Annotated in this window: 19 protein-coding genes, 1 tRNA gene and 1 riboswitch; of the genes, 12 read left to right on the top strand and 8 right to left on the bottom strand. The window is 59.1% G+C overall.

The window, feature by feature from the left end; all coding sequences use genetic code 11:
• Positions 1–50 precede the first annotated feature (50 nt).
• The 6 genes from GJA01_RS00840 (at position 51) to GJA01_RS15470 (ending at position 9,290) form a co-directional block, all read left to right on the top strand.
• The gene (locus tag GJA01_RS00840) at positions 51–3,275 is read left to right on the top strand and encodes an AsmA-like C-terminal region-containing protein (protein ID WP_062505359.1); all 3,225 of its coding nucleotides are present in this window, start codon (positions 51–53) and stop codon (positions 3,273–3,275) included.
• Between the two features lie 76 nt (positions 3,276–3,351).
• Positions 3,352–4,764 (top strand): replication-associated recombination protein A, encoded by a 1,413-nt coding sequence (locus GJA01_RS00835; protein WP_062505361.1) that lies wholly within the window; start codon positions 3,352–3,354, stop codon positions 4,762–4,764.
• Complete coding sequence (locus GJA01_RS00830) at positions 4,761–5,753, top strand: RluA family pseudouridine synthase (RefSeq protein ID WP_062505363.1); 993 nt, start codon at positions 4,761–4,763, stop codon at positions 5,751–5,753. The genes GJA01_RS00835 and GJA01_RS00830 overlap by 4 nt, the downstream gene beginning before the upstream one ends.
• Positions 5,753–8,335 (top strand): AsmA family protein, encoded by a 2,583-nt coding sequence (locus tag GJA01_RS00825; protein WP_062505365.1) that lies wholly within the window; start codon positions 5,753–5,755, stop codon positions 8,333–8,335. Before GJA01_RS00830 ends, GJA01_RS00825 begins: the two co-directional genes overlap by 1 nt.
• Positions 8,332–9,021 (top strand): ATP12 family protein, encoded by a 690-nt coding sequence (locus GJA01_RS00820; protein WP_010501046.1) that lies wholly within the window; start codon positions 8,332–8,334, stop codon positions 9,019–9,021. The genes GJA01_RS00825 and GJA01_RS00820 overlap by 4 nt, the downstream gene beginning before the upstream one ends.
• 140 nt (positions 9,022–9,161) lie before the next feature.
• On the top strand, positions 9,162–9,290 hold the full coding sequence (locus tag GJA01_RS15470) for a hypothetical protein (RefSeq protein WP_015072348.1): 129 nt from the start codon (positions 9,162–9,164) through the stop codon (positions 9,288–9,290).
• Positions 9,291–9,409: 119 nt separating this feature from the next.
• Here GJA01_RS15470 and ispF read toward each other — a convergent pair whose 3' ends face one another.
• The 3 genes from ispF to metZ are packed head-to-tail and all read right to left on the bottom strand — an operon-like array spanning position 9,410 to position 12,339.
• Positions 9,410–10,576 carry a 2-C-methyl-D-erythritol 2,4-cyclodiphosphate synthase gene (ispF, locus tag GJA01_RS00815; protein ID WP_062505464.1) on the bottom strand — a complete coding sequence of 389 codons (1,167 nt, stop codon included), beginning with the start codon at positions 10,574–10,576 and terminating at the stop codon, positions 9,410–9,412.
• A 55-nt stretch (positions 10,577–10,631) separates the two neighbouring features.
• The gene (gene apaG, locus GJA01_RS00810; RefSeq protein ID WP_010501050.1) at positions 10,632–11,105 is read right to left on the bottom strand and encodes a Co2+/Mg2+ efflux protein ApaG; all 474 of its coding nucleotides are present in this window, start codon (positions 11,103–11,105) and stop codon (positions 10,632–10,634) included.
• Between the two features lie 40 nt (positions 11,106–11,145).
• The gene (metZ, locus tag GJA01_RS00805) at positions 11,146–12,339 is read right to left on the bottom strand and encodes an O-succinylhomoserine sulfhydrylase (RefSeq protein ID WP_062505367.1); all 1,194 of its coding nucleotides are present in this window, start codon (positions 12,337–12,339) and stop codon (positions 11,146–11,148) included.
• Between the two features lie 79 nt (positions 12,340–12,418).
• Positions 12,419–12,498: riboswitch (SAM riboswitch) on the bottom strand.
• 110 nt (positions 12,499–12,608) lie between these two features.
• Between metZ and GJA01_RS00800 the strand changes: the two genes are divergently transcribed.
• Positions 12,609–12,682 (top strand) — tRNA-Gly (locus tag GJA01_RS00800).
• An 18-nt stretch (positions 12,683–12,700) separates the two neighbouring features.
• Here GJA01_RS00800 and GJA01_RS00795 read toward each other — a convergent pair.
• The 5 genes from GJA01_RS00795 to GJA01_RS00775 all read right to left on the bottom strand — a co-directional run bounded on the left by GJA01_RS00795 (position 12,701) and on the right by GJA01_RS00775 (position 17,625).
• Entirely contained in the window at positions 12,701–13,264 is a 564-nt protein-coding gene (locus GJA01_RS00795) for a hypothetical protein (protein WP_062024443.1), read from the bottom strand.
• Between the two features lie 70 nt (positions 13,265–13,334).
• The gene (locus GJA01_RS00790; protein WP_062505368.1) at positions 13,335–14,084 is read right to left on the bottom strand and encodes a 2OG-Fe dioxygenase family protein; all 750 of its coding nucleotides are present in this window, start codon (positions 14,082–14,084) and stop codon (positions 13,335–13,337) included.
• Between the two features lie 50 nt (positions 14,085–14,134).
• Positions 14,135–15,364 (bottom strand): NAD(P)/FAD-dependent oxidoreductase, encoded by a 1,230-nt coding sequence (locus GJA01_RS00785; RefSeq protein WP_062505370.1) that lies wholly within the window; start codon positions 15,362–15,364, stop codon positions 14,135–14,137.
• 103 nt (positions 15,365–15,467) lie between these two features.
• Positions 15,468–16,703 carry a bifunctional glutamate N-acetyltransferase/amino-acid acetyltransferase ArgJ gene (gene argJ / locus GJA01_RS00780; RefSeq protein ID WP_062024437.1) on the bottom strand — a complete coding sequence of 412 codons (1,236 nt, stop codon included), beginning with the start codon at positions 16,701–16,703 and terminating at the stop codon, positions 15,468–15,470.
• 4 nt (positions 16,704–16,707) lie between these two features.
• A complete protein-coding gene (locus GJA01_RS00775; RefSeq protein ID WP_253783426.1) occupies positions 16,708–17,625 on the bottom strand; it encodes a peptidylprolyl isomerase in 918 nt (305 codons plus the stop codon).
• A gap of 269 nt (positions 17,626–17,894) precedes the next feature.
• Between GJA01_RS00775 and secA the strand changes: the two genes are divergently transcribed.
• From secA to ruvB, 5 genes are read left to right on the top strand one after another with little or no spacing between them, the layout of a single operon-like run.
• A complete protein-coding gene (gene secA / locus GJA01_RS00770; RefSeq protein ID WP_062505374.1) occupies positions 17,895–20,636 on the top strand; it encodes a preprotein translocase subunit SecA in 2,742 nt (913 codons plus the stop codon).
• Positions 20,637–20,668: 32 nt separating this feature from the next.
• Positions 20,669–21,418 carry a YebC/PmpR family DNA-binding transcriptional regulator gene (locus GJA01_RS00765; RefSeq protein WP_007282575.1) on the top strand — a complete coding sequence of 250 codons (750 nt, stop codon included), beginning with the start codon at positions 20,669–20,671 and terminating at the stop codon, positions 21,416–21,418.
• The gene (gene ruvC / locus GJA01_RS00760; RefSeq protein ID WP_010501068.1) at positions 21,415–21,921 is read left to right on the top strand and encodes a crossover junction endodeoxyribonuclease RuvC; all 507 of its coding nucleotides are present in this window, start codon (positions 21,415–21,417) and stop codon (positions 21,919–21,921) included. The genes GJA01_RS00765 and ruvC overlap by 4 nt, the downstream gene beginning before the upstream one ends.
• Positions 21,918–22,520: a Holliday junction branch migration protein RuvA gene (gene ruvA, locus GJA01_RS00755; protein WP_062505376.1), complete on the top strand. Its 603-nt coding sequence runs from the start codon at positions 21,918–21,920 to the stop codon at positions 22,518–22,520. The genes ruvC and ruvA overlap by 4 nt, the downstream gene beginning before the upstream one ends.
• Positions 22,517–23,560 carry a Holliday junction branch migration DNA helicase RuvB gene (gene ruvB, locus GJA01_RS00750; protein WP_061932604.1) on the top strand — a complete coding sequence of 348 codons (1,044 nt, stop codon included), beginning with the start codon at positions 22,517–22,519 and terminating at the stop codon, positions 23,558–23,560. Before ruvA ends, ruvB begins: the two co-directional genes overlap by 4 nt.
• Positions 23,561–23,577 lie beyond the last annotated feature (17 nt).

The raw sequence follows: 23,577 nt of genomic DNA, 5'->3' as shown, positions 1-23,577 counted from the left end.
CATCCTTTCCACAGACAGGGAGAACGCCGGACGTCCGCCGGCATACAGACATGGCCCTGCCTGATCCTTATTCACCTGGACCGTTCTGCCTTCCGCGACACCTGAGCGTTGCACGTTGGGTCTGCCTTGTGCTGACCGCTCCTGTCGCAGTTGCCGGAGCGGCTGGAACCCTGCTGTTGTGGAAGCTGGCGCACGGCCCCGTAGACGTCACCCCCATTTCCCGCCTGATCGAGCCAATTCCCGTGGTGGCAGGCAAGAAACCCGGTCATCCCGCAGGCCGTCTGGCATGGTCCAGACTTCGTGTTCAGTGGCAGCCAAGTTCTGGCGGAATTTCTGCAGGGCTGATGCTGGAGGCGCGGGGTCTCACGGTGACGCGCCTGGATGGCACGATTGCTGAAACAGCCGGAGAAGCCGATACCGTCCTGGCGCTTGCGCCTTTGCTTCACGGTATTATTGCCCCGCGTCGGCTGCGGCTTCAGGATGTTTCCCTCGTGCTGCGCCGACAAGCCAATGGGGACATTGACCTTGATCTGCCGTCTCAAAAACATGGCGGACGGGGTGTTCCGACCCAGATGGACCGTCTGGCCGCAGTTGATCTGCGGAATGTATCGATAACGCTTTTAGGTTTGCCGGATGGTCAGTCCCTGCTGCTGGGACCGATTGAAGCGCACGGCCAGCGCCTGAAAGTCACCCGTTTATCTAAAGACTATCTCTGGAACGGCTGGTGGACCAGTTCCGTGCGCGTGGGATCGTTCCAGACGGTGCTGACGGCGAAAGGCGGCCAAACTTCCCCCGGCATGGGCGAATGGCACCTGACATCCACGGCTTTCCGTCCAGAGGGATTGAGCGTTTTCAGCAAGGGGCTGGCGAACTGGAACGTTCCGCTCACTCTTGCTGCGGACATGCAGGTGGTGCCCCATGGGATGGGCGAACTTCCATCCAGTCTGGCGCTGCACCTGATGCTTGGAAATGGGCATGTCCGGCAGGGCGATGATGAGCCGATTGATCTGCGTGGTGGTGAGGCCCAGATCAATCTTCACATGACATCGCCGGGGACAAAGGGACCCGCCTCTTTTGCCGTGCCAACCCTGACGTTGGTGCTTGCCGATACTCATGGAGCACTGACGCACCTTCATGCGACTGCGGCCCTGATGGTGGATGACCTCAAACATCCAAAGGTGCTGGATGGTGACGCTACGGCTGCCTTGGATGGTTTTGATTTTGCCACTCTTGGAAATGTCTGGCCTACCGATCTGATTAAAGGTGGCCGGAAATGGATCGTCGCCAATATTACGCATGGTCGCGGGCATGATCTTCAGGTTCGCACGCATGTTCATTCGAATAACGGTTTCAAGCATGTCCTGCCCACCAGCATGGACGGGCAACTGCTGGGCGATGATCTGACGGTTCATTGGCTCCGTCCGATTGCTCCAGCGACAGGGCTGGACGCTACGCTGGGATTTGACGGATTCGATACCCTGGTTGTGCGTTTCCAGCATGGAACACAAGCGACCGAAAGCGGGCCGATCCAGGTTGCGGATGGGGAAGTCCGGCTGGGAAATCTTTACGAAAAAGGCCCGACGACGGGGGATATCAGAGCCCATCTGAAAGGCTCCCTGCCAGCTTTCAGAGATATCCTGTCACACCCGAGATTGCATCTGCTGTCCAAGCACCCGTTACCATTTACGGACCCCTCCGGATCTGTCGATGCGTCTGCGCGGCTGACGTTGCCGCTGACGTCGCATGTTCAGGATGAGGACATGCACGTCCAGGCCAAGGCCTCCTTTGCCAGCGTGCATCTGGGGAACGTGTTGATGGGGCATGCCGTTGATGAGGCGTCTGGCACGCTTTCCGCAACCGAAAGTGGACTGGCTCTTACTGGAGATGGGCGTCTGAGGGGGATTCCCGTTCATGTCGTTGTGAATGAGAATTTCCGGAAAGGCGCTCCGGAACGGGTTTTACAGGATATTCAGGCAAAAGCGTTCCTCGATCCGCTGTCTGCTGTAAAAGCGCATCTGGTTCCGGCAGGGCTTTTCACCGGACATGCCACGTTGTCCGCGCATTACATCGAACATGCCAGCTCTCTCGCTGACCTTGCCCTGTCGCTTGATATGGAGCAGGCGGGAATTACGGTGCCGGTCTGGACCAAACCGGTAGGTGAAGCGGCTGTTGCAACAGGGCATATTGCGTTGCAGGGCCACGATATGGTGGCCCTGGACGGTTTGCAGGCCCATGGCAAAACGCTGGCCATTGCCGGTCGGGGCGTGACGCAGAACGGCAAGCTGAGCGGTATTGTCATTGAAGGCTTCCGGCTGGGACGGAGCTCCGGAAGTGCCCGGATCATGCTGCCAGACCAGCCGTCTGACCCGGTGCATATTGCTCTGGATGCAGACCCGCTGGATCTGGCACCCTTGTTTGACCCTGCAACCCGCAAGGCCGTGCACGACGCAAGAGAAGCCGCAACACGGGAAGCCGGAAGCCCCAGCACGCCTGACAATGTGGATCAGGGCTGGTCTATCGATGTTCGGGCGCCTCGTGTCTATTTCGGGCCCAAAGGCATGGTCGGCGGTGTTGTGTCCCATCTGGAGCTCCGTCACGGCGCGCTTGTTTCAGGCCGGTTTGCTCTTGATGCGCCTTCTCGTGTGCGGGCTGTGCTGGCGGATACCGGGCAGCAGCAGCCATTCGTGCTGGATGTGGACAATCTTGGTATTCTGCTGAAAGAACTGGGTCTGTATGACCGGATCGGTGGCGGCGTCGCGCATCTGGATGGAAATTTCCTGCGCGGCAAAGCTGGCTCATCGGGGCTTGGTCTCGGCCTTCCGCCATTCCGCGGGCATCTGGATATTGGTCCCTTCGAGTTCCTCCAGCCCCCGTTCACACTGACGGCTATTTCGGATCTGTCCCCGCTTCACTGGAGTCAGAGCCATATGGATCGGTTCCAGGTGAAGCGTGTCTCAACGAAACTCAGTCTTGAAGGGCGGAAACTGACCCTGCATGACGGGATAATCGGCAATCAGGCTCTTGGCGCAACGGTCGAAGGGCCGGTTGATCTCGATACGTCTGTTGTGGATCTGCACGGCACTATTGTGCCGCTGTTCGGCCTGAATGCGCTTCCGGGCAAGTTGCCGGGGGTCGGGCATATTCTGGCGCCTGAGAAAGGTGGCGGCCTGCTTGCGGCGACCTTTGACGTCAAGGGGACCGTTGGCCAGCCTCAGATGACGGTCAATCCGCTGTCCATGCTGCTTCCGGGCGTTCTGCGGAAGATTATGGAATAAGCCTCTTCCTTCGTGGCGCGGTGGTTCCGAAATAGGGACGGGAGTTCTATGATCGTTCCCGTATCAGGAGGCAGCCATGACGGACATGACGGATCTGTTCGGGACGACGCCCGGCCCCAGCGGCAGGGAAACGCCCCCACGACGTGAGGCGCAGCCCTCGCGCCCTGTCCAGCCGTCCCGTCCGATTGAGGCTCCCAGAATGCCAACCCGCGCGCCATCGCGGACACAGCCTCTGGCGGACCGTCTGCGTCCAAAAACACTCGAAGAAGTGCGGGGGCAGGATCATCTTCTTGGCCCTGAAGGCACCCTGACGCGGATGCTGGCGCGAGGGACGCTCTCTAGCCTGATCCTCTGGGGAGGGCCGGGATGCGGCAAGACGACGATTGCGCGTCTGCTGGCCGGGAAAGCCAATCTTTTCTATTCCCAGATTTCTGCTGTCTTCTCTGGCGTGGCAGAACTGCGAAAGGCCTTTGATGAGGCGGATAAAAGGCAGGAAGCAACGGGTCGCGGCACTTTGCTGTTCGTAGACGAAATCCATCGTTTCAACCGCGCTCAGCAGGATGGCTTCCTGCCCTATGTCGAGCGCGGCACGGTCGTGCTTGTCGGTGCAACAACGGAGAACCCGTCTTTCGCCCTGAATGCGGCTCTTCTGTCCCGATGTCAGGTTCTGGTGCTGAACCGCTTGGACGACGCCAGCCTGGAGGCCCTTCTGCGCCGGGCGGAAGAAGAAGTCGGTCATCGCCTGCCATTGGATCGTGAAGCGCGTGCCAGCCTGCGAGCCATGGCGGACGGGGACGGGCGCTATCTTCTGAATATGGTGGAACAGCTCGTCGTGCTCGACCCGAACCGGGCACTGACCCCCAAGGATCTGGCAGTGCTTCTGTCCCGCCGGGCGGTGCTGTACGACCGGGACCGCGAAGAGCACTACAATCTCATTTCCGCACTGCATAAATCCCTGCGTGGCAGTGACCCGGATGCGGGGCTGTACTGGTTTGCCCGTATGCTCGAAGGGGGCGAAGATCCACGCTATATCGCCCGGCGTCTGACGCGCTTCGCGGCGGAAGATGTGGGGCAGGCGGACCCGAATGCCCTGCCAATGGCTGTTGCGGCATGGCAGACCTATGAACGGCTTGGCTCTCCGGAAGGGGAGTTGGCTCTGGCGCAGGTCGTCGTTCATCTGGCGACGGCACCGAAGTCCAATGCCGTTTACATGGCCTATAAGGCGGCGAGAAAGCTGGCTCGGGAAACCGGAAGCCTGATGCCGCCGTCCCATATTCTCAACGCCCCGACGGCCCTGATGAAAGACATCGGGTACGGCAAGGGCTATGAATACGATCATGACTCTGAAGACGCATTTTCGGGTCAAAACTATTTCCCGGAGGGCATGGAGCGGGTCTCGCTCTATCAGCCGACAGACCGGGGTTACGAGGGCCGTATCAGAAAACTTCTGGACATACGGGCCGCCAAAAGGGCATCCCGCGAGCCATGAAAGTTTCCAACCGTATTGTTACCGAAGACGAAGCCGATCTGCGCCTCGACCGCTGGTTCCGTCGTCACTACCCCAATCTCACGCAGGGCGCGCTTCAGAAGCTGTGCCGGACAGGGCAAGTCCGCGTCGACGGGGGACGTGTGCAGACCAACTCCCGTCTCGCACCGGGGCAGAGCGTCCGTATTCCGCCATTGCCGGATATAAGCCAGCCCGCACCGCTTCCCCCGCCAGATCCGATGCTGGTACGGGAAATCGAAAAGATGGTGATCTACCAGGACGATCACCTGCTGGTTCTGGACAAGCCATCCGGCCTTGCAACCCAGGGCGGTCCCGGCATCACCAAACATGTGGACATGATGCTCGACGGTCTGCGCAAGGAAGACGGAGACCGTCCGCGCCTTGTGCATCGTATCGACCGTGACACGTCCGGCATCCTTCTGATTGCCCGCACGCCGGGCGTTGCCGCCAAGCTGGCAGCCGCCTTCCGTGGGCGTGATGTGGGCAAGACGTACTGGGCAATCGTTGTCGGGCGCCCGGCGCAGCCTTCCGGCATTATTGATCAACCACTCGCCAAGATTGGCGCAGGGGGAGCGGCTCTCGTGGTCGCTGCGTCACGTGGCGAAGAAGATGCTGTGTCTGCCAAGAGCGAATATGAGACGATTGATGCGGCTGGAAAGAAGTTTTCCTGGCTGGCCCTGTCTCCGCTGACGGGCCGGACGCATCAGCTTCGCGTTCATTGCGAATCCCTTGGCACGCCCATCGTGGGTGATCCGCGCTATGGCGGGAAAGCTGCCCATCCGGAAGGGTTCATCGACCGGCTGCATCTCCATGCCCGCCAGCTCGATATTCCGCATCCGGCCGGAGGACGCCTGATCGTCACGGCCCCGTTGCCGCCGCATATGCGTGAGACATTCCGCTCTTTGGGGTTTGTGCCGGGTGACACACCGGCACCCAAGCGAATCAAGGGAAACAAAGGGCCTGCAAAATAATGAGGAAACTCACTGGCGCGCTCATCGGGGTCATCGTTGCCTTTGTGGGCGCCAGCATTGCCGCACATGAACTGATCGACCAGGATGTGCTGCGCCAGCGTGTGGCTGACGCCCTGAAGAAAGAGACGGGCCTGTCCATGGCCGTTGAAGGATCATCCATCCAGATCCTGCCATGGCCGTCCTTTGAAGCCCGGAACCTTGTTCTGCAACGTCCGGGGCAGAAGCCTGTTTTCCAGGCCAGAACCGTTCATGCGGGTCTGTCGGTTCTGGCGCTTCTGCACCGGGAGGTCCGTTTTCAGGACTTTGTCGTTGATGGTGCCACGCTTTCGCTGGAGCGTGATCGGGACGGGAGGGCCAACTGGTCTCTCAACCGACCTGTCCAGACTGATAGTAGCGATAAAAATGCTCCGCTTCCTGTTCGCAGGCATATTGGCGAGCGCGTTCAGGTTCACTGGAACCTGTCGCTGGATGCCCTGCATCTGACGAACAGTAGCGTCCAATGGCGGGACGACCTGAAAGGCATGAGCGGATCTTTCCTGATCGGAACGATGGATCTCGCCGGGCTTCGTAGTCCCAGTCCATGGATTAATCTGCAAGGAAGCCATGGCCCAACACCCTTCACGCTTCAGGGCCATGTGGGTGATCTGTCGCTGCTGCGCTCAGCGTCAAAGCCATGGACGTTCAGTCTAGGGTCGACGCTCGGCACGGATGCAAAGCGGGACTGGCTGAACGTGGATGGCCAGATTCATAACGTTCCCCATCTGCGCGGTCTGGCATTGACCGCTCAGGGCGAGTGGCCAAACCTGCAGGACGCGCATCGTCTGTTCCCACATGCCAATCTGCCGGATGTGCGTGGTCTGGGAGGCGAATTTTCTGTTCAGGGCGATGCCGGAGAACTGACGGATGCGGACTGGGCGGATAAGGGGCAGGCTCTGCTCCAGAGCCTTGTTCCAGGGCGGATGCACCTTCATGCCGCTGGGCTGACTGCCCGAGGCGCAACAGTCAGCAACCTGCGCCTTGATGCTGACGCACCCACAGCGCCGCTTTCAGTCGCAGCAGATGTGGTCTGGCGCGACATGGGCTGGCGGCTAGCGGGGAAGGCCGGCACGCTGGAACAGGCGGTTCATGCCTGGCGCGATCATGGGCAGACCACAGTTCCCGTCGAGGCTGAACTGCGCTCGCTTCCGCTGTCTCTGACTGCGGCTGTCAGCGGGAATGAGAAGGCGCCACCGGTTAACGCGCAGGATGAAGCCCGGGTCACGATCTCCGGAACGCTTGGTGCGGAGGCAAGCCATTTTGGCGTGCAAGGTGGTGCCCGGACCCTGCATCTGCCCAAGGCAGTGCTGCATGATGTGTCTCTTCAGGGGACGCTGGACAGCAAGGGTCTGAGTGAAGCAACGCTGGACGGATTTGCGTTCAAGAGCCACGAAGTGGATGTGGATGGCACGCTGCATCTTCTGACAGGGGACGATACAACGCCCCTGCTGAACGGCCATCTCCATGCCACGCAGCTTGATCTGGATGCCATCCGTGGTCTCTGGATTGCCCAGACCCAGGCAGAGCAGGACCGAAAATCTGTTCCTGTGTCTCCGCAATCTCCTGCCGTCCCGTTACCGACAGAGGCGGCAAAGACTGTCGCCACCCATCCTGTACAGACACAGGACCAATCTGCCGTGCCTGCTGCGCCGGAGGCGTCCGCTGGCCCGCAGGTCATGGTACCGGCATGGGTCAAGCGTTTGCGGGCGCAGGATCTTGATCTGCACCTGACGCTGGACCGGGTTGTCTTCTACAGCCACGATTACACCAATCTTGCGACCCACCTGACAGTGTCCGACGGCCATCTGCGTCTTGACCCGATTTCGGGGCAGGGACAGGGGCTGACCTTGTCCGGTCAGGTTGATCTTGATGCCTCAAAGCTGCCGGTCACGGCACATTTCACGTTCCAACCTCTGGTGCTGCCCGTCGGATTGCTGGAGGACAGCCTGAAGCTGCCTCTGCTGCTTCAGGGGCCGGTTCAGGTCGCAGGGGATGTCAGGGGGCAGGGTGAAACGCTGGAGACACTCCGTCAGTCCCTGACCGGCCATCTGGGAGTTTCCATGGTAGACGGAAAGGTGGACAGCCAGATTCTGGGACGGATTGCCGGGTCAGGGGCAGGTTCTCTGCTGGGCAGCGGTGTGCGCCCGCTCCGCTGTCTCGGGCTGCACATGACGTTTGCGGAAGATGTCGCCACGTTGGACACGATTGGTCTGCAATCGGGGCGCTTTTCGACACAGGGACATGGCGAAGTTCATCTCGGATCGCAGGAGATGACGCTGCATCTGGTTCCAAGCCTTGATTTCGAAGGCGCTGGAGCCTCAACGCCGGTGATCGTCACGGGAACCATTTCTGAGCCCCAGGCCCAGCAGGATCGCGATGGAAACGGGCGGTTCCAGCTTTCGATCGGGGATGGCCCGGTCGCGGATCCCTGCACATCCGCGCTGGCTGCTGCCCGCGAAGGGCAGGCGGGACCACCTGTTTCCGAACAGCCTCATCATCATAACAAGGCAGGCGACATCCTGCGTGCATTGGGAGTTCTCCATTGAGCAGTCGCAAGCGTTTCTGGAAAAGCGTGACACTCGGGGAGCAGGACGGCTTGTTCGGCCCGGAACTGGACGGTCGTCCAATCCGGTTGCCGAAAGGCACCGTATTGGCTGTCCCTTCACGGTCATTGGGGCAGGCGCTGGTCGCCGAATGGAGTCGTATCCCGGACAATGAGGCATTCACGCCAGAGCAGCTGCCTCTGACCCGCATCGCAGGCACCATGATCGAACGGATTCGTCCCGATCTGGTCGAGGCCCGGGAGACCCTGCTCCGCCGTGGACTCGATGATGGTCTCTGCTATCGCAAAGAGAAGCCCGACTCGACCGTAGAGCGTGTTTTGGAATGGCTCGCCAAGGAAGGCATCCGACCAATTGTTACAGACGGTCTGATGCCGATCACGCAATCAGGTGATTACATTACGGGGCTGGAGCGCCTTCTGGCTCAACAGAATGAGGCCGAACTGGCAGCCTTGGGCGTACTAACACAGAGTTTTGGAAGTCTTCTTCTGGCTCTGGCTCTTGTTTCGGGGACGATCAGCAGAGAGGCGGCCATCTCCGTTGCTAACGCCGATGAGCGCCGGCAGCTTGAAGTCTGGGGCCGGGACGATGAACTGTTCCGCGTCATGATGACACGGGAGCAGGATACGACTGAGGCCCTGACGTTTCTTGGTTTTGCACAAGAGGGCTGAATTTTCCGTGTGAGGCATGATGTTGCCATATTCGGGGCGCATCTGGCGCTGTGACAGAACGAGATGATTAGTGACTGGCTTCTGAGGGAAGTGTTGGCGCAATTTTCGATCTGTCCTGTAACGTCAGAGTCGAGGAAGATATGTCGGTATCCGTCAGTCGCCCCATGCGCCACATGGGTACACGCCTTGTAGCGAAGTGTTCTATGGGAGCGTGGCTACTTCTGGCAGCAACGCCGATTATTGTTGTTGTCTGCGCTATTCACGGCTGAGGCGCCTGTTGTCTCGCAGTTTATTTGCCTGACATGTCCTCCTGAGTATGAGGGCATGAAAAAAGCCCACTTTCACGGAGAAGCGGGCTCTCTCTAAAAATAGAATTACCTGAAGACGCTCAGGCGTCTCCGTTGTCCGGTACCATGATGCTGACAGCAGCCGTGGCCGCAATTCCTTCTTCACGGCCTGTGAAGCCCAGACGCTCGGATGTTGTGGCTTTCACGGAAATGCGGCTGACATTGACCTGAAGCAGTTCTGCCAGACGCTCCTGCATTGCCTGAGCATGCGGGCCAATCTTGGGACGCTCGCAGATCAGCGTAATGTCTGCATTCACGAGGAAGCCACCACGGGCGCGGATGCGCTCGCCAGCATGGATCAGGAAGCGGGCCGAATCCATGTCCTTCCACTCGTTGTCGGTCGGCGGGAAGTGACGGCCAATGTCACCCTCAGCCAGTGCGCCATAAATAGCATCACACAGCGTATGGATACCGACGTCGGCGTCCGAATGGCCAGCAAGACCTTTCGTGTGGGGAATTTCAATCCCGCAGAGGATCAGCTTGCGGCCTTCCTCGAATGCGTGAACGTCGTAGCCAAGCCCGACGCGGGGCAGCAGGTTGCCGTCGATTACACCTTCAAGACGCATCAGATCCTCCGCAACTGTCAGTTTGATATTGTTGTCCGATCCCTGAACGATCGCGACCGGATGGCCACCCTGTTCAAGCAGGGCTGCATCGTCGGTGCGGGCATCGCGGTGGGTGCGATGCAGCTCGAGCAGGGGCGGGAAATGGAAGCCCTGCGGCGTCTGCGCGCGCCACAGGTTTTCGCGCGGGACCGTGTCGATGATGATGCCGTCCCGAACTTTCTTGATGGTATCGCTGACCGCCACGGCGGGAATGACGCCTGCATGGGTCTTCAGCGCCTCAATGACGTTCTGAACCACTTCTGCCGGGACGCAGGGACGGGCGCCATCATGAACCAGCACAAGATCCGGTGGTTCCGGCAGGTTAGCGAGTGTTTCCAGCCCGTTCCGTACGCTGTCGTGACGTTCCGCGCCGCCCGCAACCGGGGGGAGAACATTCAGCCCGGCAAGACTTTCAGCCAGCAGGGGGTCGTCTCCAACTGGCAGAAGCACATCCACATGTGGCAGGAGAGCTTCTGCAGCGCGGCGGATGACGGGTTTGCCCCGTAGCATCCGGAACTGCTTGCAGGAACCTTCACCCTCGGGTGAAGCGGCGGCAAATCGCCGACCACGACCGGCGGCGAGAAGAAGGGCGGCGATACGCATGGGCGCAGGAATGGGCCGCGGGGGGCTGAACGTCAAGCCCGCGCGTCAGCCTGCATCAGTGCAGAAGTCCCTCGCCATGGGGGCTGTCGAGGCTGAATGTGGGAATCTGCACGTCGAAACGTTGTCCGGAGACGGGTTCAAGCATGTGATACGTGCCACGCATGAAGCCGCCCGGCGTCGTGAGCATGGCGCCTGACGTGTAGTCGAACTGGTCTTTCGCCGGAATGATAGGCTGTTCTCCCACCACTCCATCGCCATGAACGTGTTCAATACGCCCAAGGCCATCCACGATTTCCCAACTGCGGGAAATGAGCTGGAAGGTCTCCTTCCGGCCATTTTCGATGCAAATATGATAGGCCCACGCAAAGCGGTGGTCTTCCGGATGAGATTGGTCGTCCAGCCAGAACGTCCGGACCGTGACGGTCACGTCGTCTGTTATCTGGCTGAAACGGGGCGCATTATCCATGGCTTCGGCCAGCGCCGTTTCCGGGTCCGACAGGAGGTGAGGGTGGGATGACTTGTCAGGCATGAGGCCATTCTAATGTCATCCCGCATTTTTGTCAGGAAACTTATTTTGCAGCGTGAGCCGCGGCAGCACCAGCCGTGACGTCTGCAATCAGGTCGGCTGCGTCTTCAAGCCCGACGGACAGACGGATCACGCCATCCGTAATGCCCAGACGTGCACGTTCTTCTTCACTGACGCGCATATGGGTCGTCGTGGCCGGATGGGTCGCGAGGCTGCGGGCATCACCAAGATTGTTGGAAATCGCAATCAGACCGAAAGCATTGAGGCAGGCAAAGGCACCGGCCTTGCCGTTCTCGACTTCAAAGGCCACCAGAGAGCCGCCATTGTTCATCTGCTTCTGGGCCAGGGCGTGCTGAGGGTGATCGGCGCGGCCCGGATAACGAACGTTTACGACGCCCGGAAGTGTTGCCAGCGCATCGGCAACGGCAGCCGCATTGCGGGCCATGGCTTCGGTGCGAAGCTTGAGGGTTTCAAGGCCCTTTAGCAGCACCCAGGCATTGAAGGGAGATAGAGCATTCCCCGTATTGCGGGTGAACGGCTGGAGCGTCTCCTTGATCCATTTGTCGTTGCCCAGAACGGCACCGCCTAGAACACGCCCCTGACCGTCAATATGCTTCGTACAGGAGTACAGCACGACGTCTGCACCCAGCTTGAGCGGGGACTGACCGATCGGGGAAGCGAAGACGTTGTCCACCATCAGCAGAGCACCCGCCTTGTGAGCAAGGTCTGCAATACGCTGAATGTCCAGCACATCCAGCATCGGGTTGGATGGGCTTTCGATCAGAACTGCTGCTGTTGGGCGCGAGAGAGCCTTTTCCCAGGCCTCGTAATCGTCGCCGTCGACCAGTTCGGTCTCGATGCCGTAGCGCGGCAGAAGTACCGTGACGATCCAGTAGCAGGAGCCAAAGATCGCACGAGAGGCAACGACGCGCTCACCGGTTTTGACATGCGCCAGCAGAGCTGACGAGACCGCACCCATGCCTGTGGACGTGGCGATACAGGCCTCTGCCCCTTCCAGAAGGGCAAGCCGTTCCTGAAGTGTGTCTACCGTCGGATTGCCGAAACGCGAATATTGGAAATGCTCGACATCGCCTGTGAAAGTAGCAGCCGCTTGCTCGGCGCTGTCATAAACGAAGCCGGATGTCAGAAAGAGCGCTTCGGACGTTTCACCGAATTCAGTGCGGTTCGGGGCATCGTGCAGGAGACGCGTGGCTGTGCGCCAGTTTTCTGAAGACATAAGATCAGTCCCTCCAAAGGTTTTCACCGCTTAGGTGAAAAGCATGTGGCGGGCCGTGGAAGTCCTGAGGAAACCGTAGGTGGAAAACCGCAGGGCCTCTTTAGCGCAATTATTTATCCTCGCCGCAAGCCGGCCGCTCAAATCACGAGGGCCAAACGGTCTTTAAGGCCGTCTGACGGGCAGGACTATGAAACGAGGAGTGGTTTTGCGTCAACACCCCTCGGCGTGGATTGCAGAGAGGCGGAGGGGAGGATATAAGCGACGACATTGCGGGTGTAGTTCAATGGTAGAACGGCAGCTTCCCAAGCTGCATACGAGGGTTCGATTCCCTTCACCCGCTCCAGACTTCCCTGAAAAATTGTCAGTTCGGTCCGTTCATCTTGGGCATGGGCGGTGCGCTCAGCGTGTCCTGATACTCGTTGCCATCCCAGATCCACTTGTCATTTTTGCCGACCAGAAGATCGTGCATGCCTTTATGGCGTGTGGGCAGAACGGAAATATCACCGTTCACTGAATCCAGAACCGTGTTCCAGCTATCGTTATGGCGCAGATAGACGGACGTGGTGCAGCCTGCAGAGCCGCAGAGACGGGCGGACTGAAGCTGTACGAACAGGGCTTCGTCATTTTTGCCAGACGACAGGGGCGCAGAGCCGACCAGCACAACCGGGTGGTCGTGATGCTTGGCGGCATCTTCCAAATCATCGGAATTCAGCTTGCGGGCATCGATATCAAGCTGTGTGCCAGGATGGGCAGACAGAATGACGGGGGCTGGACCCGCTGCCGCAGCAGAAGAATGCTGCGTATGGTGCTTTGCCCGATGATGCGTTGTCGCGGCGCTTACCGTGGCGGCAATCGCGAGGGAGGAGACTGCCAGCAGCGCCAGATGGCGAGGCCGGGTGCGGGAAAGAATCTGCTGGATCGTCATAATATGATTCTTAACACGGAATTACGCCGGACGATCCATGACAGATTCCCAGCTTTGAAAGATTCGAACGTTATTCGTGCCGAAGCGTGATGACCAGAACGTCCCGATAGGCTGGTTCGTTGGGGTTCTGCGGTGTGACAGCCGTGACGCCGTGATAAACTCGATGATCATCCACAATGGCAGCATCGAGTGGTTTGGTCAGGATGAAAGACCCCAGAAGGTCTTTCTGGTTGTCATGAATGGTCGTGACGCCCTGTTCGACGTTATGCCGTCCGATCATCAGAACCAGAACCCAGTCAACACCATCACGGTGCATCCCCTCAGGAGTCGGGCGACCCTCACTGTCAGGTTGCGCCTCAATGCGGAACTGATGGACTTCCGTATGCCAGCTTTCCGGCTTTTCTTCCGATGGCGTGAGCGCGTCTGCGAAGCGGCTGATGGTCCGGATTGCAGCCAGCATGGCAGGATGAGACGCGATATGAGGTTCGATCTCTCCGAACCAGCGCTCAATTCCGCCATTCAGCAGGTTGTGGTCTCGACTCTGATAGTGGGGTTGATGCGGCTTGCGGGTAATCAGACCATCATTGACGGAGAAAGTCGCATAGCGCCGCCGCCGGTACCGACCACCATCGGCCATGTACAGATCAAGACCAAGGTCATTCCAGCTTGCGGCAAACGTGTCCCAGTCTGTCAGGCCTTCATGCTCCAGGAGCGGACGCATTGTCTCCGCCTGCAGAAACTTGAAACCTTTTTCAGAAAGAATGGTTTCGACCCGCTGCACGGTCTGGTCGAAGGCTGAAGGCAGAGGTGTGTCGGTCATGTCTGCTCACTTGGTGATGCCATGCCCGACGCTCACATCTGTCGGGCAGTTCAGGCTCCGAGGTCTGGTTTGACGGGCGAGAGATGTTCCCGAACCGTCGTGGACGCTGTTTTTGCCAAGCCTACGATACCAGCCTGATGCTGGCGGTACAGTCCTTCATGGATCAGACGGGCAAAAAGACCGGATAGCAAGCCACCGCCAAAGCTGCGGTTGGCATCCAGCATACCCCAGCCATTGTAATCACCAAGTGCCACGACAGCGCCGCGATCATTGTAAACGAACGGAGCAGGCGTCTGGCCGGCAATAACCTGTGGCAGTACACGACCGATATACTGGCCCTGCTGACGGGCTGCCTGTGCTGTAGGAGCGACGGGAGCCGCATCAATGCGGGCACAGTCTCCAATAGCAAAAATCTTGGGGTCTTCGGTGGTCTGGAGGGTCTGGGTCACGCCAAGCTGTCCTGCACGACCACGCTCAAGTCCATCGAACAGCGTTGTTGCATCAGAAGCGCGAACACCGGCTGCCCAGATGCGGAGCGTTGCAGGAATCTGCTCGCCCGATTTCAGGTTGAAGCCGTTTTCATCCGCTCCAACGACCATCGCTCCCGTGCGAACGGAAATGCCCAGCTTTTCCAGTTGTGCCGCAGCCGCTTCAGAGACGGCTTCAGGAAAGGCCGGAAGAATACGCGGGCCGGTTTCGATCAGGACGGCATCCAGACCGTTTTTGCGAACCGATACACCCAAACCCGGTGCTTCATCGATGGCCTTGCAGAGTTCTGCGGCAAGCTGCACGCCTGTAGCGCCACCACCGACAATACCGAGGCTCAGCTTCTGACCGGCAGAGCGTGCCGTCTGGAGCGCCTTGCGGAACTCGGAATACAGTGTGTCCGCGTCATTGAGGCTATCGATGAAACGGCAATGCTCGACAATTCCGGGAATACCAAAATCGTTGGCGCGCGATCCAAGGGCTACGACAAGATAATCGTATGGGAGAGTCGAGCCGTTCTCGAGCGTGACCGTTTGGGCTGTGCGATCAACGGCTGTGGGAACGCTCTGAACGAAATTGAAACCGAATTTTGCGGCAGTTTCCGTAAAGGGAATGCAGTTGCCGTCGTGCTGCATCGTGCCGGCTGCAAATTCATGCAGGGAGGGCTTCCAGTAATGGACCGGGCTGCGATCAACGAGTGTCAGGGAAATGTTGCTGCGGCGACCAAGGGCCGTCGCGGCCTCCAGACCTCCGACTCCGCCACCGAGAACAACGACACGAGTTGCAGCAGACATGGACAGTTTCCTCTTACCGGGCGCCCGCCAATTGGGCCGATCACTGTGCTAACGGGAGCGGAAGGGCTGCACAAGCCCTGCTCCCGCTCTCGTGTTGAGCGTTTTAGCTGCGATAGGACCCGTTGATGTCGATGTAGCCATGCGTGAGGTCACAGGTCCACACGCGGGCCTGTCCGTCACCCAGTCCGAGATCGACTGTGATTTCGATGTCCTGACCCTTCATGTGGGCCACAACAGGGGCTTCGTCGTAGTTTTCGACAACGCCACCTTCACGCGCGATCCAGGTGCCGCCCATGGCGACAGAGAGGCGGTCCCGATCTGCGGGTTCGCCGCTTTTGCCTACAGCCATCACCACGCGGCCCCAATTTGCGTCTTCGCCAGCGATGGCCGTTTTGACCAGAGGCGAGTTGGCAATCGAAAGGGCGATGCGGTGGGCGGACACATCGGAGTCAGCCCCTGTGACATCCACCCGGATCTGCTTCGTTGCGCCTTCGCCATCACGGACGACGAGAATGGCAAGTTCCAGAAGCAGGTCGTTCAGGGCTTCGGTAAATTCGGCGAGAGCGGGATCATGCGGGCCGGTCACAGGTTCGTTGTCTGCAAGACCCGTAGCGAACAACACCAGCATGTCGGACGTGGACGTATCCGAATCGACCGTGATGGCGTTGAAGCTCTTGGCGCAGCCGGCTGACAGCAGGGACTGGAGAATGTTCTGCGGAATTTTGGCGTCCGTTGCGACGTAAGCCAGCATTGTGGCCATGTCTGGGGCAACCATGCCGGAGCCCTTGGCGATGCCCTGAAGGCGAACGGGTGTGCCGTTAATGGTCACGTCACGGCGGGCCGCCTTCGGGAAGGTGTCCGTCGTCATGATGGCGCGGGCAGCCTGTTCCCAGTTGTTCTCGTCCAGTCCAGCCTGAGCGGCGGGAAGGGCGTCAATAATGCGCTGCTGGGGAAGTTTCTCGCCAATAACGCCTGTTGAGGCGAGGAACACGTCCTGCGGCGGGCAGTCGAACATGGCGCTGACAGCATCAGCGCAGTCTTCGCAGGCTTGAATGCCTGCACGTCCGGTGAAGACGTTGGCGTTTCCGGCGTTGACCAGAAGAGCACGGGCATAGGGGGTTGTCTGGGCCTGACGGCACCACAGGATGGGTGCGCCAGGGCAGGCGTTACGCGTGTAAACGCCTGCGACAACCGTGCCGGGGGCAAATTCCGCCAGCATCAGGTCCGTTCGGCCCTGATAGCGGACGCCCGCGGCAACGGCGGAAAGCCGTACGCCGGCAACCGTTGAAAGGTCCGGAAGGGGACGGGACAGCGGAGACACGGCGATCGGTTTTCCCATGGTCTTACTTCTTGGCCGGAGCGGCAGCCGGGGCATCAGCGATTGGCTTGCCCTGTGCGTCGAAGTGAACAACCTTCACCTGAGATTCAGCCTGCTGAACGATCTGGCGAACCTTGTCACGGATCAGTTCCTGACGAACCTGATCGTGGATCTGGTCGAAGCTCGGGATCGGAGCGGTCCGCGTGCCCAGAACCTGGATCACATGGTAGCCGTACTGCGTGTGCACCGGCGTCTGGGAGATCGTGTTTGGCTTCATGGTGAAAGCGGCGTCAGAGAAAGCCGGCAGCATGTCACCCTTCTTGAACCAGCCAAGATCGCCACCGTTTGCACCAGCGGAACCCTTGTCCTTGGACAGCTGGCCAGCAAGCTTCGCGAAGTCAGCACCCTTGTTGAGCTGGGCAATGATGTCCTTGGCCTGTGCTTCCGTCTCCACGAGGATGTGGCGAGCGTGAACTTCCTGCTCAGGCTTCTGGTTGGCGTAATGCGTCTGGTAGTAGTCATGCAGAGCCGCATCGGTCACGAGCGGAGCGACCTTCTCTTCCAGATAGGCATTCTGCAGAGCGCTGTTGGCAGCGTTCTGCATGGCAGCCTTGACTTCCGGCTTGTTGGTCAGACCTTCCTTGCCAGCAGCGATCTGGATCGCCTTCTGGTCGACGAGCTGGTTGACCAGAAGCGGGATCAGCATGGACGGCTGAAGCTGACGGGCCTGCGGCGGCAGGTTGCCAGCAGCCTGCTGAACATCACCGAGGGTAATCTTTTCGCCATTGACGGTCGCGATCACCATGTCTGGCTTCGGAGCGGGTGCAGCGGCCGGTGCTGGAGCAGCAACCGGGGCAGCAGGAGCCGCGAAAGCAAGAGGAGCTGAAACCGACGTGCCAGCCAGAAGTGCTGCACAGGCGAGAGTGGAGCGGGAAAGCCGCATGAAAATACCTCGGACCATAAAGAAGGAGGAAAACGAATGGGCAGCACCATGACAAAGCGCGCTCAACCCTGCAAGAGCACGGCCCCTTACCATTCCGTCACACTCCGGAAATGGGCATTTTAGTGGACCTCCCGGGTGCCTCTCCATTGACCCGTGGGCACGCGGGTCCTATCTCCACGTGACGTGAAAATCGTGATTGCCCGGTTTGGGAGGTCTTTCCGCTGGTGGAAAGAGCTTCTGATCGGGTGCTCGGCATCTCAAGGTTCAGCATGTTCGCACGCCTCGCACGCGCCCTCTTCGGTTCCGCCAATGATCGTTCGCTCAAGGCGTATCAGCGCCGTGTGCCCGAGATCAACACTCTGGAGCCCACAGTTCAGGCGCTCAGTGACGAGCAGCTTCAGCATAAGACGGTAGAGTTCAAAGAACGCGTCGCCAAAGGCGAAACTCTGGATGCGATGCTGCCGGAAGCTTTTGCTGTCTGCCGTGAAGCGTCGAAGCGTGTGCTGGGTAAGCGCCATTTCGATGTGCAGCTGATCGGTGCAATGGTTCTGCATGACGGTCGGATTGCTGAAATGCGGACTGGCGAGGGTAAAACCCTTGTCGCCACGCTGGCCGTTTACCTGAACGCGCTGTCCGGCAAGGGCGTGCATGTCGTGACGGTGAACGACTACCTGGCCCGTCGTGATGCTGAGGAAATGTCTGTTCTTTACAGCTTCCTTGGTCTGACGACAGGCGTGATTATCCCCAATCTGGCGGATGAAGAGCGTCGTGAAGCCTATGCCGCAGACATTACCTATGGAACGAACAACGAGTTCGGCTTCGACTATCTGCGCGACAATATGAAATATTCGCTCGCCGATATGGTGCAGCGTCCGTTCAACCACGCCATCGTGGATGAGGTGGACAGCATCCTGATCGACGAAGCCCGGACGCCACTGATCATTTCCGGTCCCGCTGACGACAGTTCAGAGCTTTACCGGACGGTTGATGCGGTCGTGGCGAAGCTGGTGCTGGAACCCGAGACTTTCGACAAGGATGAGAAGCAGCGCAGCGTGACGCTGACGGAAGCTGGATCGCACCGGATTGAAGAGCTTCTGAATGAAGCCGGCGTTCTGCAGGAAGGTGGCCTGTACGATATTCACAACGTGGCTGTGGTGCATCACGTTCAGCAATCCCTGCGGGCCTATACGCTGTTTACACGGGACGTTGATTACATCGTCCGTGATGGCAAGGTGATCATCATTGATGAATTCACGGGTCGTATGATGGATGGCCGCCGTTATTCTGATGGTCTGCATCAGGCGCTGGAAGCGAAAGAGCACGTCGAAATCCAGCAGGAAAACCAGACGCTCGCCTCCATCACGTTCCAGAATTACTTCCGCCTGTATCCGAAGCTGTCCGGTATGACTGGTACGGCCATGACCGAGGCCGACGAGTTCGCAGAAATCTACAATCTGACGGTTGTGGAAATCCCGACGAACCGTCAGGTGAAGCGGATCGACACGGATGATGAAGTTTATTTGACGGCTGGCGAGAAGTTTAACGCCGTTGCTGATCTGATTCAGGAAATTACGGCCAAGGGTCAGCCGATCCTTGTGGGCACGACGTCCATTGAGAAGAGCGAATATCTCTCCAGTATTTTGGCGGGACGAGACATCAAGCATAACGTGCTCAATGCCCGGCATCATGAAAAAGAAGCCAGCATCATTGCGCAGGCTGGTGCCCCGGGTGCCATCACGATCGCCACGAACATGGCCGGTCGCGGTACGGACATCAAGCTGGGCGGCAATATTGAAATGCTGACCCATGCCTACACGGACGGCATCGAGGATGAAGCGGAACGTGCGCGGATTACCGAGGAGATCCGGGTGGCTGTCGAGGCCAATCATGGCGCCGTTCATGAATCCGGTGGTCTGTATGTCATCGGGACGGAGCGTCATGAGAGCCGGCGTGTTGATAACCAGCTGCGTGGCCGTTCGGGACGTCAGGGCGATCCGGGTAATTCCCGTTTCTTCCTTTCACTTGAAGACGATCTGATCCGCATTTTCTCTGGCGACCGTATGGGCGCGATGATGCAGAAGATGGGTCTGAAGGAAGGGGAGGCGATTGTTCACCCCTGGCTGAACAAGGCCGTCGAAAAAGCTCAGAAGCGCGTTGAAGCCCGCAATTTCGACATGCGCAAGAACACGCTGAAATACGACGACGTCATGAATGACCAGCGCAAGGAAGTGTATTCCCAGCGCAAGGAATACATGTCGTCTGAAGATCTGTCTGGCGTGATCGCGGAACTGCGTTTGCACACTATCGAGGATCTGGTCCACGCCCATATTCCTGAGAAGTCCTTTGCGGAAGCCTGGGATACGGCAGGACTTTCCAAGAGCCTGATAGAGACCCTGAACCTCGATCTTCCGATTGCCGAATGGTCAAAGGAAGATGGCATGGATGCAGAAGGCGTGATCGAGCGTGTGGAAGCCGAAGCCCAGAAGGCTCAGGCCGCCCGGACGGCGAACATGGGGCCTGAACTCATGCGCATGATTGAGAAGCAGGTTGTGCTCACGACGTTCGATGCTGTGTGGAAAGAGCATCTGCATGGGCTGGACCAGCTGCGTCAGGGCATTGGCCTGCGTGCTTATGGTCAGCGTGATCCGCTGAACGAGTACAAGCAGGAAGCTTTCCAGATGTTCACGGCCATGCTGGATGACATGCGGATGCGCGTGACGCAGACCATGTGCCGCATTCAGGCCGTGAGCGAGCCGCCGCCTTATCCGGTTGTGGATACATCCGCCCAGCATGAGACGTTCGAGGCTCCGCCGATGGCTCCCGCGCTCGAACAGGCTTCGCAGCCGGTTATGAGCTTTGCCGCGCCTCAGCCGCAGTTTGCGGCGGAGGGTTCGGTTGAAGAGCCAGATGCAGCCACGCTTCAGCGGTGGTATGAAGAGACGCCGCGCAATGCGCTTTGCCCGTGTGGATCGGGCCAGAAGTTCAAACACTGTCATGGCAGGCTCGCCTGAGCCTCTGACACCCGTAGAGGAAGGAGCGACCGATGGCCGGTCATTCGCAATTTAAGAACATCATGCACCGCAAGGGCGCGCAGGATGCCAAACGCGCCAAGCAGTTTGCCAAAATCCTGCGTGAAATTACGGTTGCAGCGCGGTCCGGTCTGCCTGACCCGGCATCCAACCCACGTCTGCGTGCCGCTGTTACGGCCGCACGTGAAGCGAACATGCCCAAGGACAATGTCGAGCGCGCCATTAAGAAGGCATCCGGTGCTGCTGGCGGCGAAGACTATGTGGAAGTGCGTTATGAGGGTTACGGCCCGGCTGGCGTGGCGATCATTGTCGAAGGCCTGACGGACAACCGGAATCGTACGGCTGGTGAAGTCCGCGCTGCGTTCTCCAAGCATGGCGGTTCGCTGGGTGAATCGAACTCTGTGTCCTTCATGTTCCAGCGTCTGGGTGTCGTGACCTATCCGGTCGATGCTGCGTCCGAAGACGAGATGCTCGAAGCCGCTATTGAAGCTGGTGCTGACAATGCTGTGCTGACTGAGGAAGGTCACGAGATCACTTGCGAGATGGAAAATTTCTTCGCGGTTCGTGACGCCCTTGAAAGCCGCTTTGGCGAGCCGCAGTCCGCAAAGCTGGACTGGCGCCCGGAAAACAGCGTTTCGCTGGATGAGGAAAAGGCCCGGACGGTTCTGAAGCTGATCGACGTTCTGGAAGACAACGACGACGTTCAGGCTGTTTATGCCAACTTCGACCTTCCGGATGACGTGGCTCAGGCGCTAGCCGCTTGATCCGTCTGATGGGCATAGACCCCGGCCTGCGTTTCATGGGCTGGGGGATTATTGATGTGGATGGCAACCGCCTGAAGCATGTGGCTTCCGGTGTAATCGCAACGGATGGCCAGGAATCGGTTCCCCTGCGGCTCTGTGAGCTGCATGGGAAGCTCCAGAATCTGATCCGTGAGTATGCTCCCGCTGAAGCTGCGGTTGAGGAAACTTACGTAAACCGCAACGGTTCTTCGACGCTCAAGCTTGGTTATGCTCGTGGTGTGGCTCTTCTGACGCCTGCCTATGAAGGGCTGCCCGTCGCGGAATATGGGGCCATGATGGTCAAGAAATCCGTGGTCGGCACCGGGGCGGCGACGAAAGAGCAGGTCACGATGATGGTGAAGCGTCTGCTACCCGGCGTGGCTATTCATAAAGCAGATGCCTCCGATGCTCTGGCCGTGGCGATCTGCCACGCGCATCATCGAGCCAGTGCGGCGCATGTGGCTCTTGGGAAGCGAATGGCATGATCGGACAATTGACGGGTCTTGTCGGGCAGATTGAAGGCGAGCGCTGCATCGTGGACGTCAATGGCGTCGGCTATGTGGTGTCCGCCTCGACACGCACGCTGGGAAATGTTCCGCATCCGCCTGAAGTGGCACGTCTGCTGATTGAAACAGTCGTCCGGGAAGATGCGATCCTGCTGTACGGGTTCGGGACCGCTGATGAGCGCGAGTGGTTCCGTCTGCTGACGACGGTTCAGGGCGTGGGCGCCAAGGTTGCCCTGGCCATTTTATCGGCCAACTCGCCAGGTGAAATTCTACTGGCCATCAATGCCGGAGACCGTGGGTCTTTGACGCGGGCTGCTGGTGTCGGGCCACGTCTTGCGGACCGTATTTTGAGCGAACTGCGCAACAAGGTCGCCAAGATGCCGGGAGGCGGAACGGCTGCACCAATGCCGGGGATCGTGACCGGACCAAGCGTTGAAAATGATGCGCTGCTGGCGCTGGCGAGTCTCGGCTTCCGTCGGGCCGAAGCATGGCCGGTGCTGAGTCGTGTTCTGGCTGAAAACGAGAATGCCAGCCTTGATCTGGCTATCCGTCTTTGCCTGAAGGAACTGGCCCGATGAGCGAATTTCGGGAAACGGACCCGGCTCGTCTGCCGGAAGACATTGCGGAAAGTGGCCTCAGGCCGGAGAGCCTTGCCGATTTTACGGGGCAGAAAGCCAGCCGCGAAAATCTTGCCATCTTTATCGAGGCCGCGAAGGCTCGTGGCGAAGCTCTGGATCATGTCCTGCTGCATGGCCCTCCGGGTCTGGGTAAGACAACGCTGGCACAGATTGTGTCCCGTGAGCTGGGTGTCGGTTTCCGGGCAACGTCCGGTCCCGTCATTCAGCGGGCAGGGGATCTGGCGGCGATCCTGACGAACCTTCAGCCGCGTGATGTGCTGTTTATTGACGAAATTCATCGTCTCCAGCCTGCGATTGAGGAAATTCTTTATCCTGCGATGGAGGATTTCCAACTCGATCTGATTATCGGGGAAGGGCCGGCGGCTCGATCTGTCCGGATTGATCTCGCGCCGTTCACGCTTGTTGCCGCGACGACGCGTGCCGGTCTGCTGGCTACGCCTTTGCGGGATCGCTTCGGCATTCCTCTGCGACTTGTTTTTTATACACCGGATGAACTGCGGGCCATTGTGTCTCGTGGGGCCACCAAGCTCGGTGTGCATCTGAACGATGATGGTGCGGAGGAAATCGCACGTCGTTCCCGAGGAACGCCGCGTATTGCCGGACGTCTGCTCCGGCGAGTCCGCGATTTTGCACTGGTGGCGAAAAAACCGATCATTGATCGCGCCACGGCGGATGCGGCACTGTCGCGTCTTGAGGTTGATGAACGCGGTTTGGACGCGATGGACCGGCGCTATCTGCTGCGAATTGCGGAACACCATCATGGCGGCCCGGTGGGCGTTGAGACGCTTGCAGCTGGTCTGGCGGAAGCGCGCGATACGCTGGAAGATGTCATTGAGCCTTATCTGATTCAGGAAGGCATGGTGCTTCGGACAGCGCGCGGTCGCATGCTGGGTGAAGCGGGTTGGCGCCATCTGGGGCTGAACCCGCCCGCGAGCCAGGTAGATCTCCTTTCTGCGCTCGATGATGATACGACGACCTGAAACCGGGCATATGAGCG

Origin of the sequence: Gluconobacter japonicus (assembly GCF_002723975.1) — a bacterium.
Lineage (GTDB): Bacteria > Pseudomonadota > Alphaproteobacteria > Acetobacterales > Acetobacteraceae > Gluconobacter > Gluconobacter japonicus.
The sequence above is the reverse complement of the archived record's forward strand: the minus strand, read 5'-3'. Positions and strand labels throughout refer to the sequence as shown.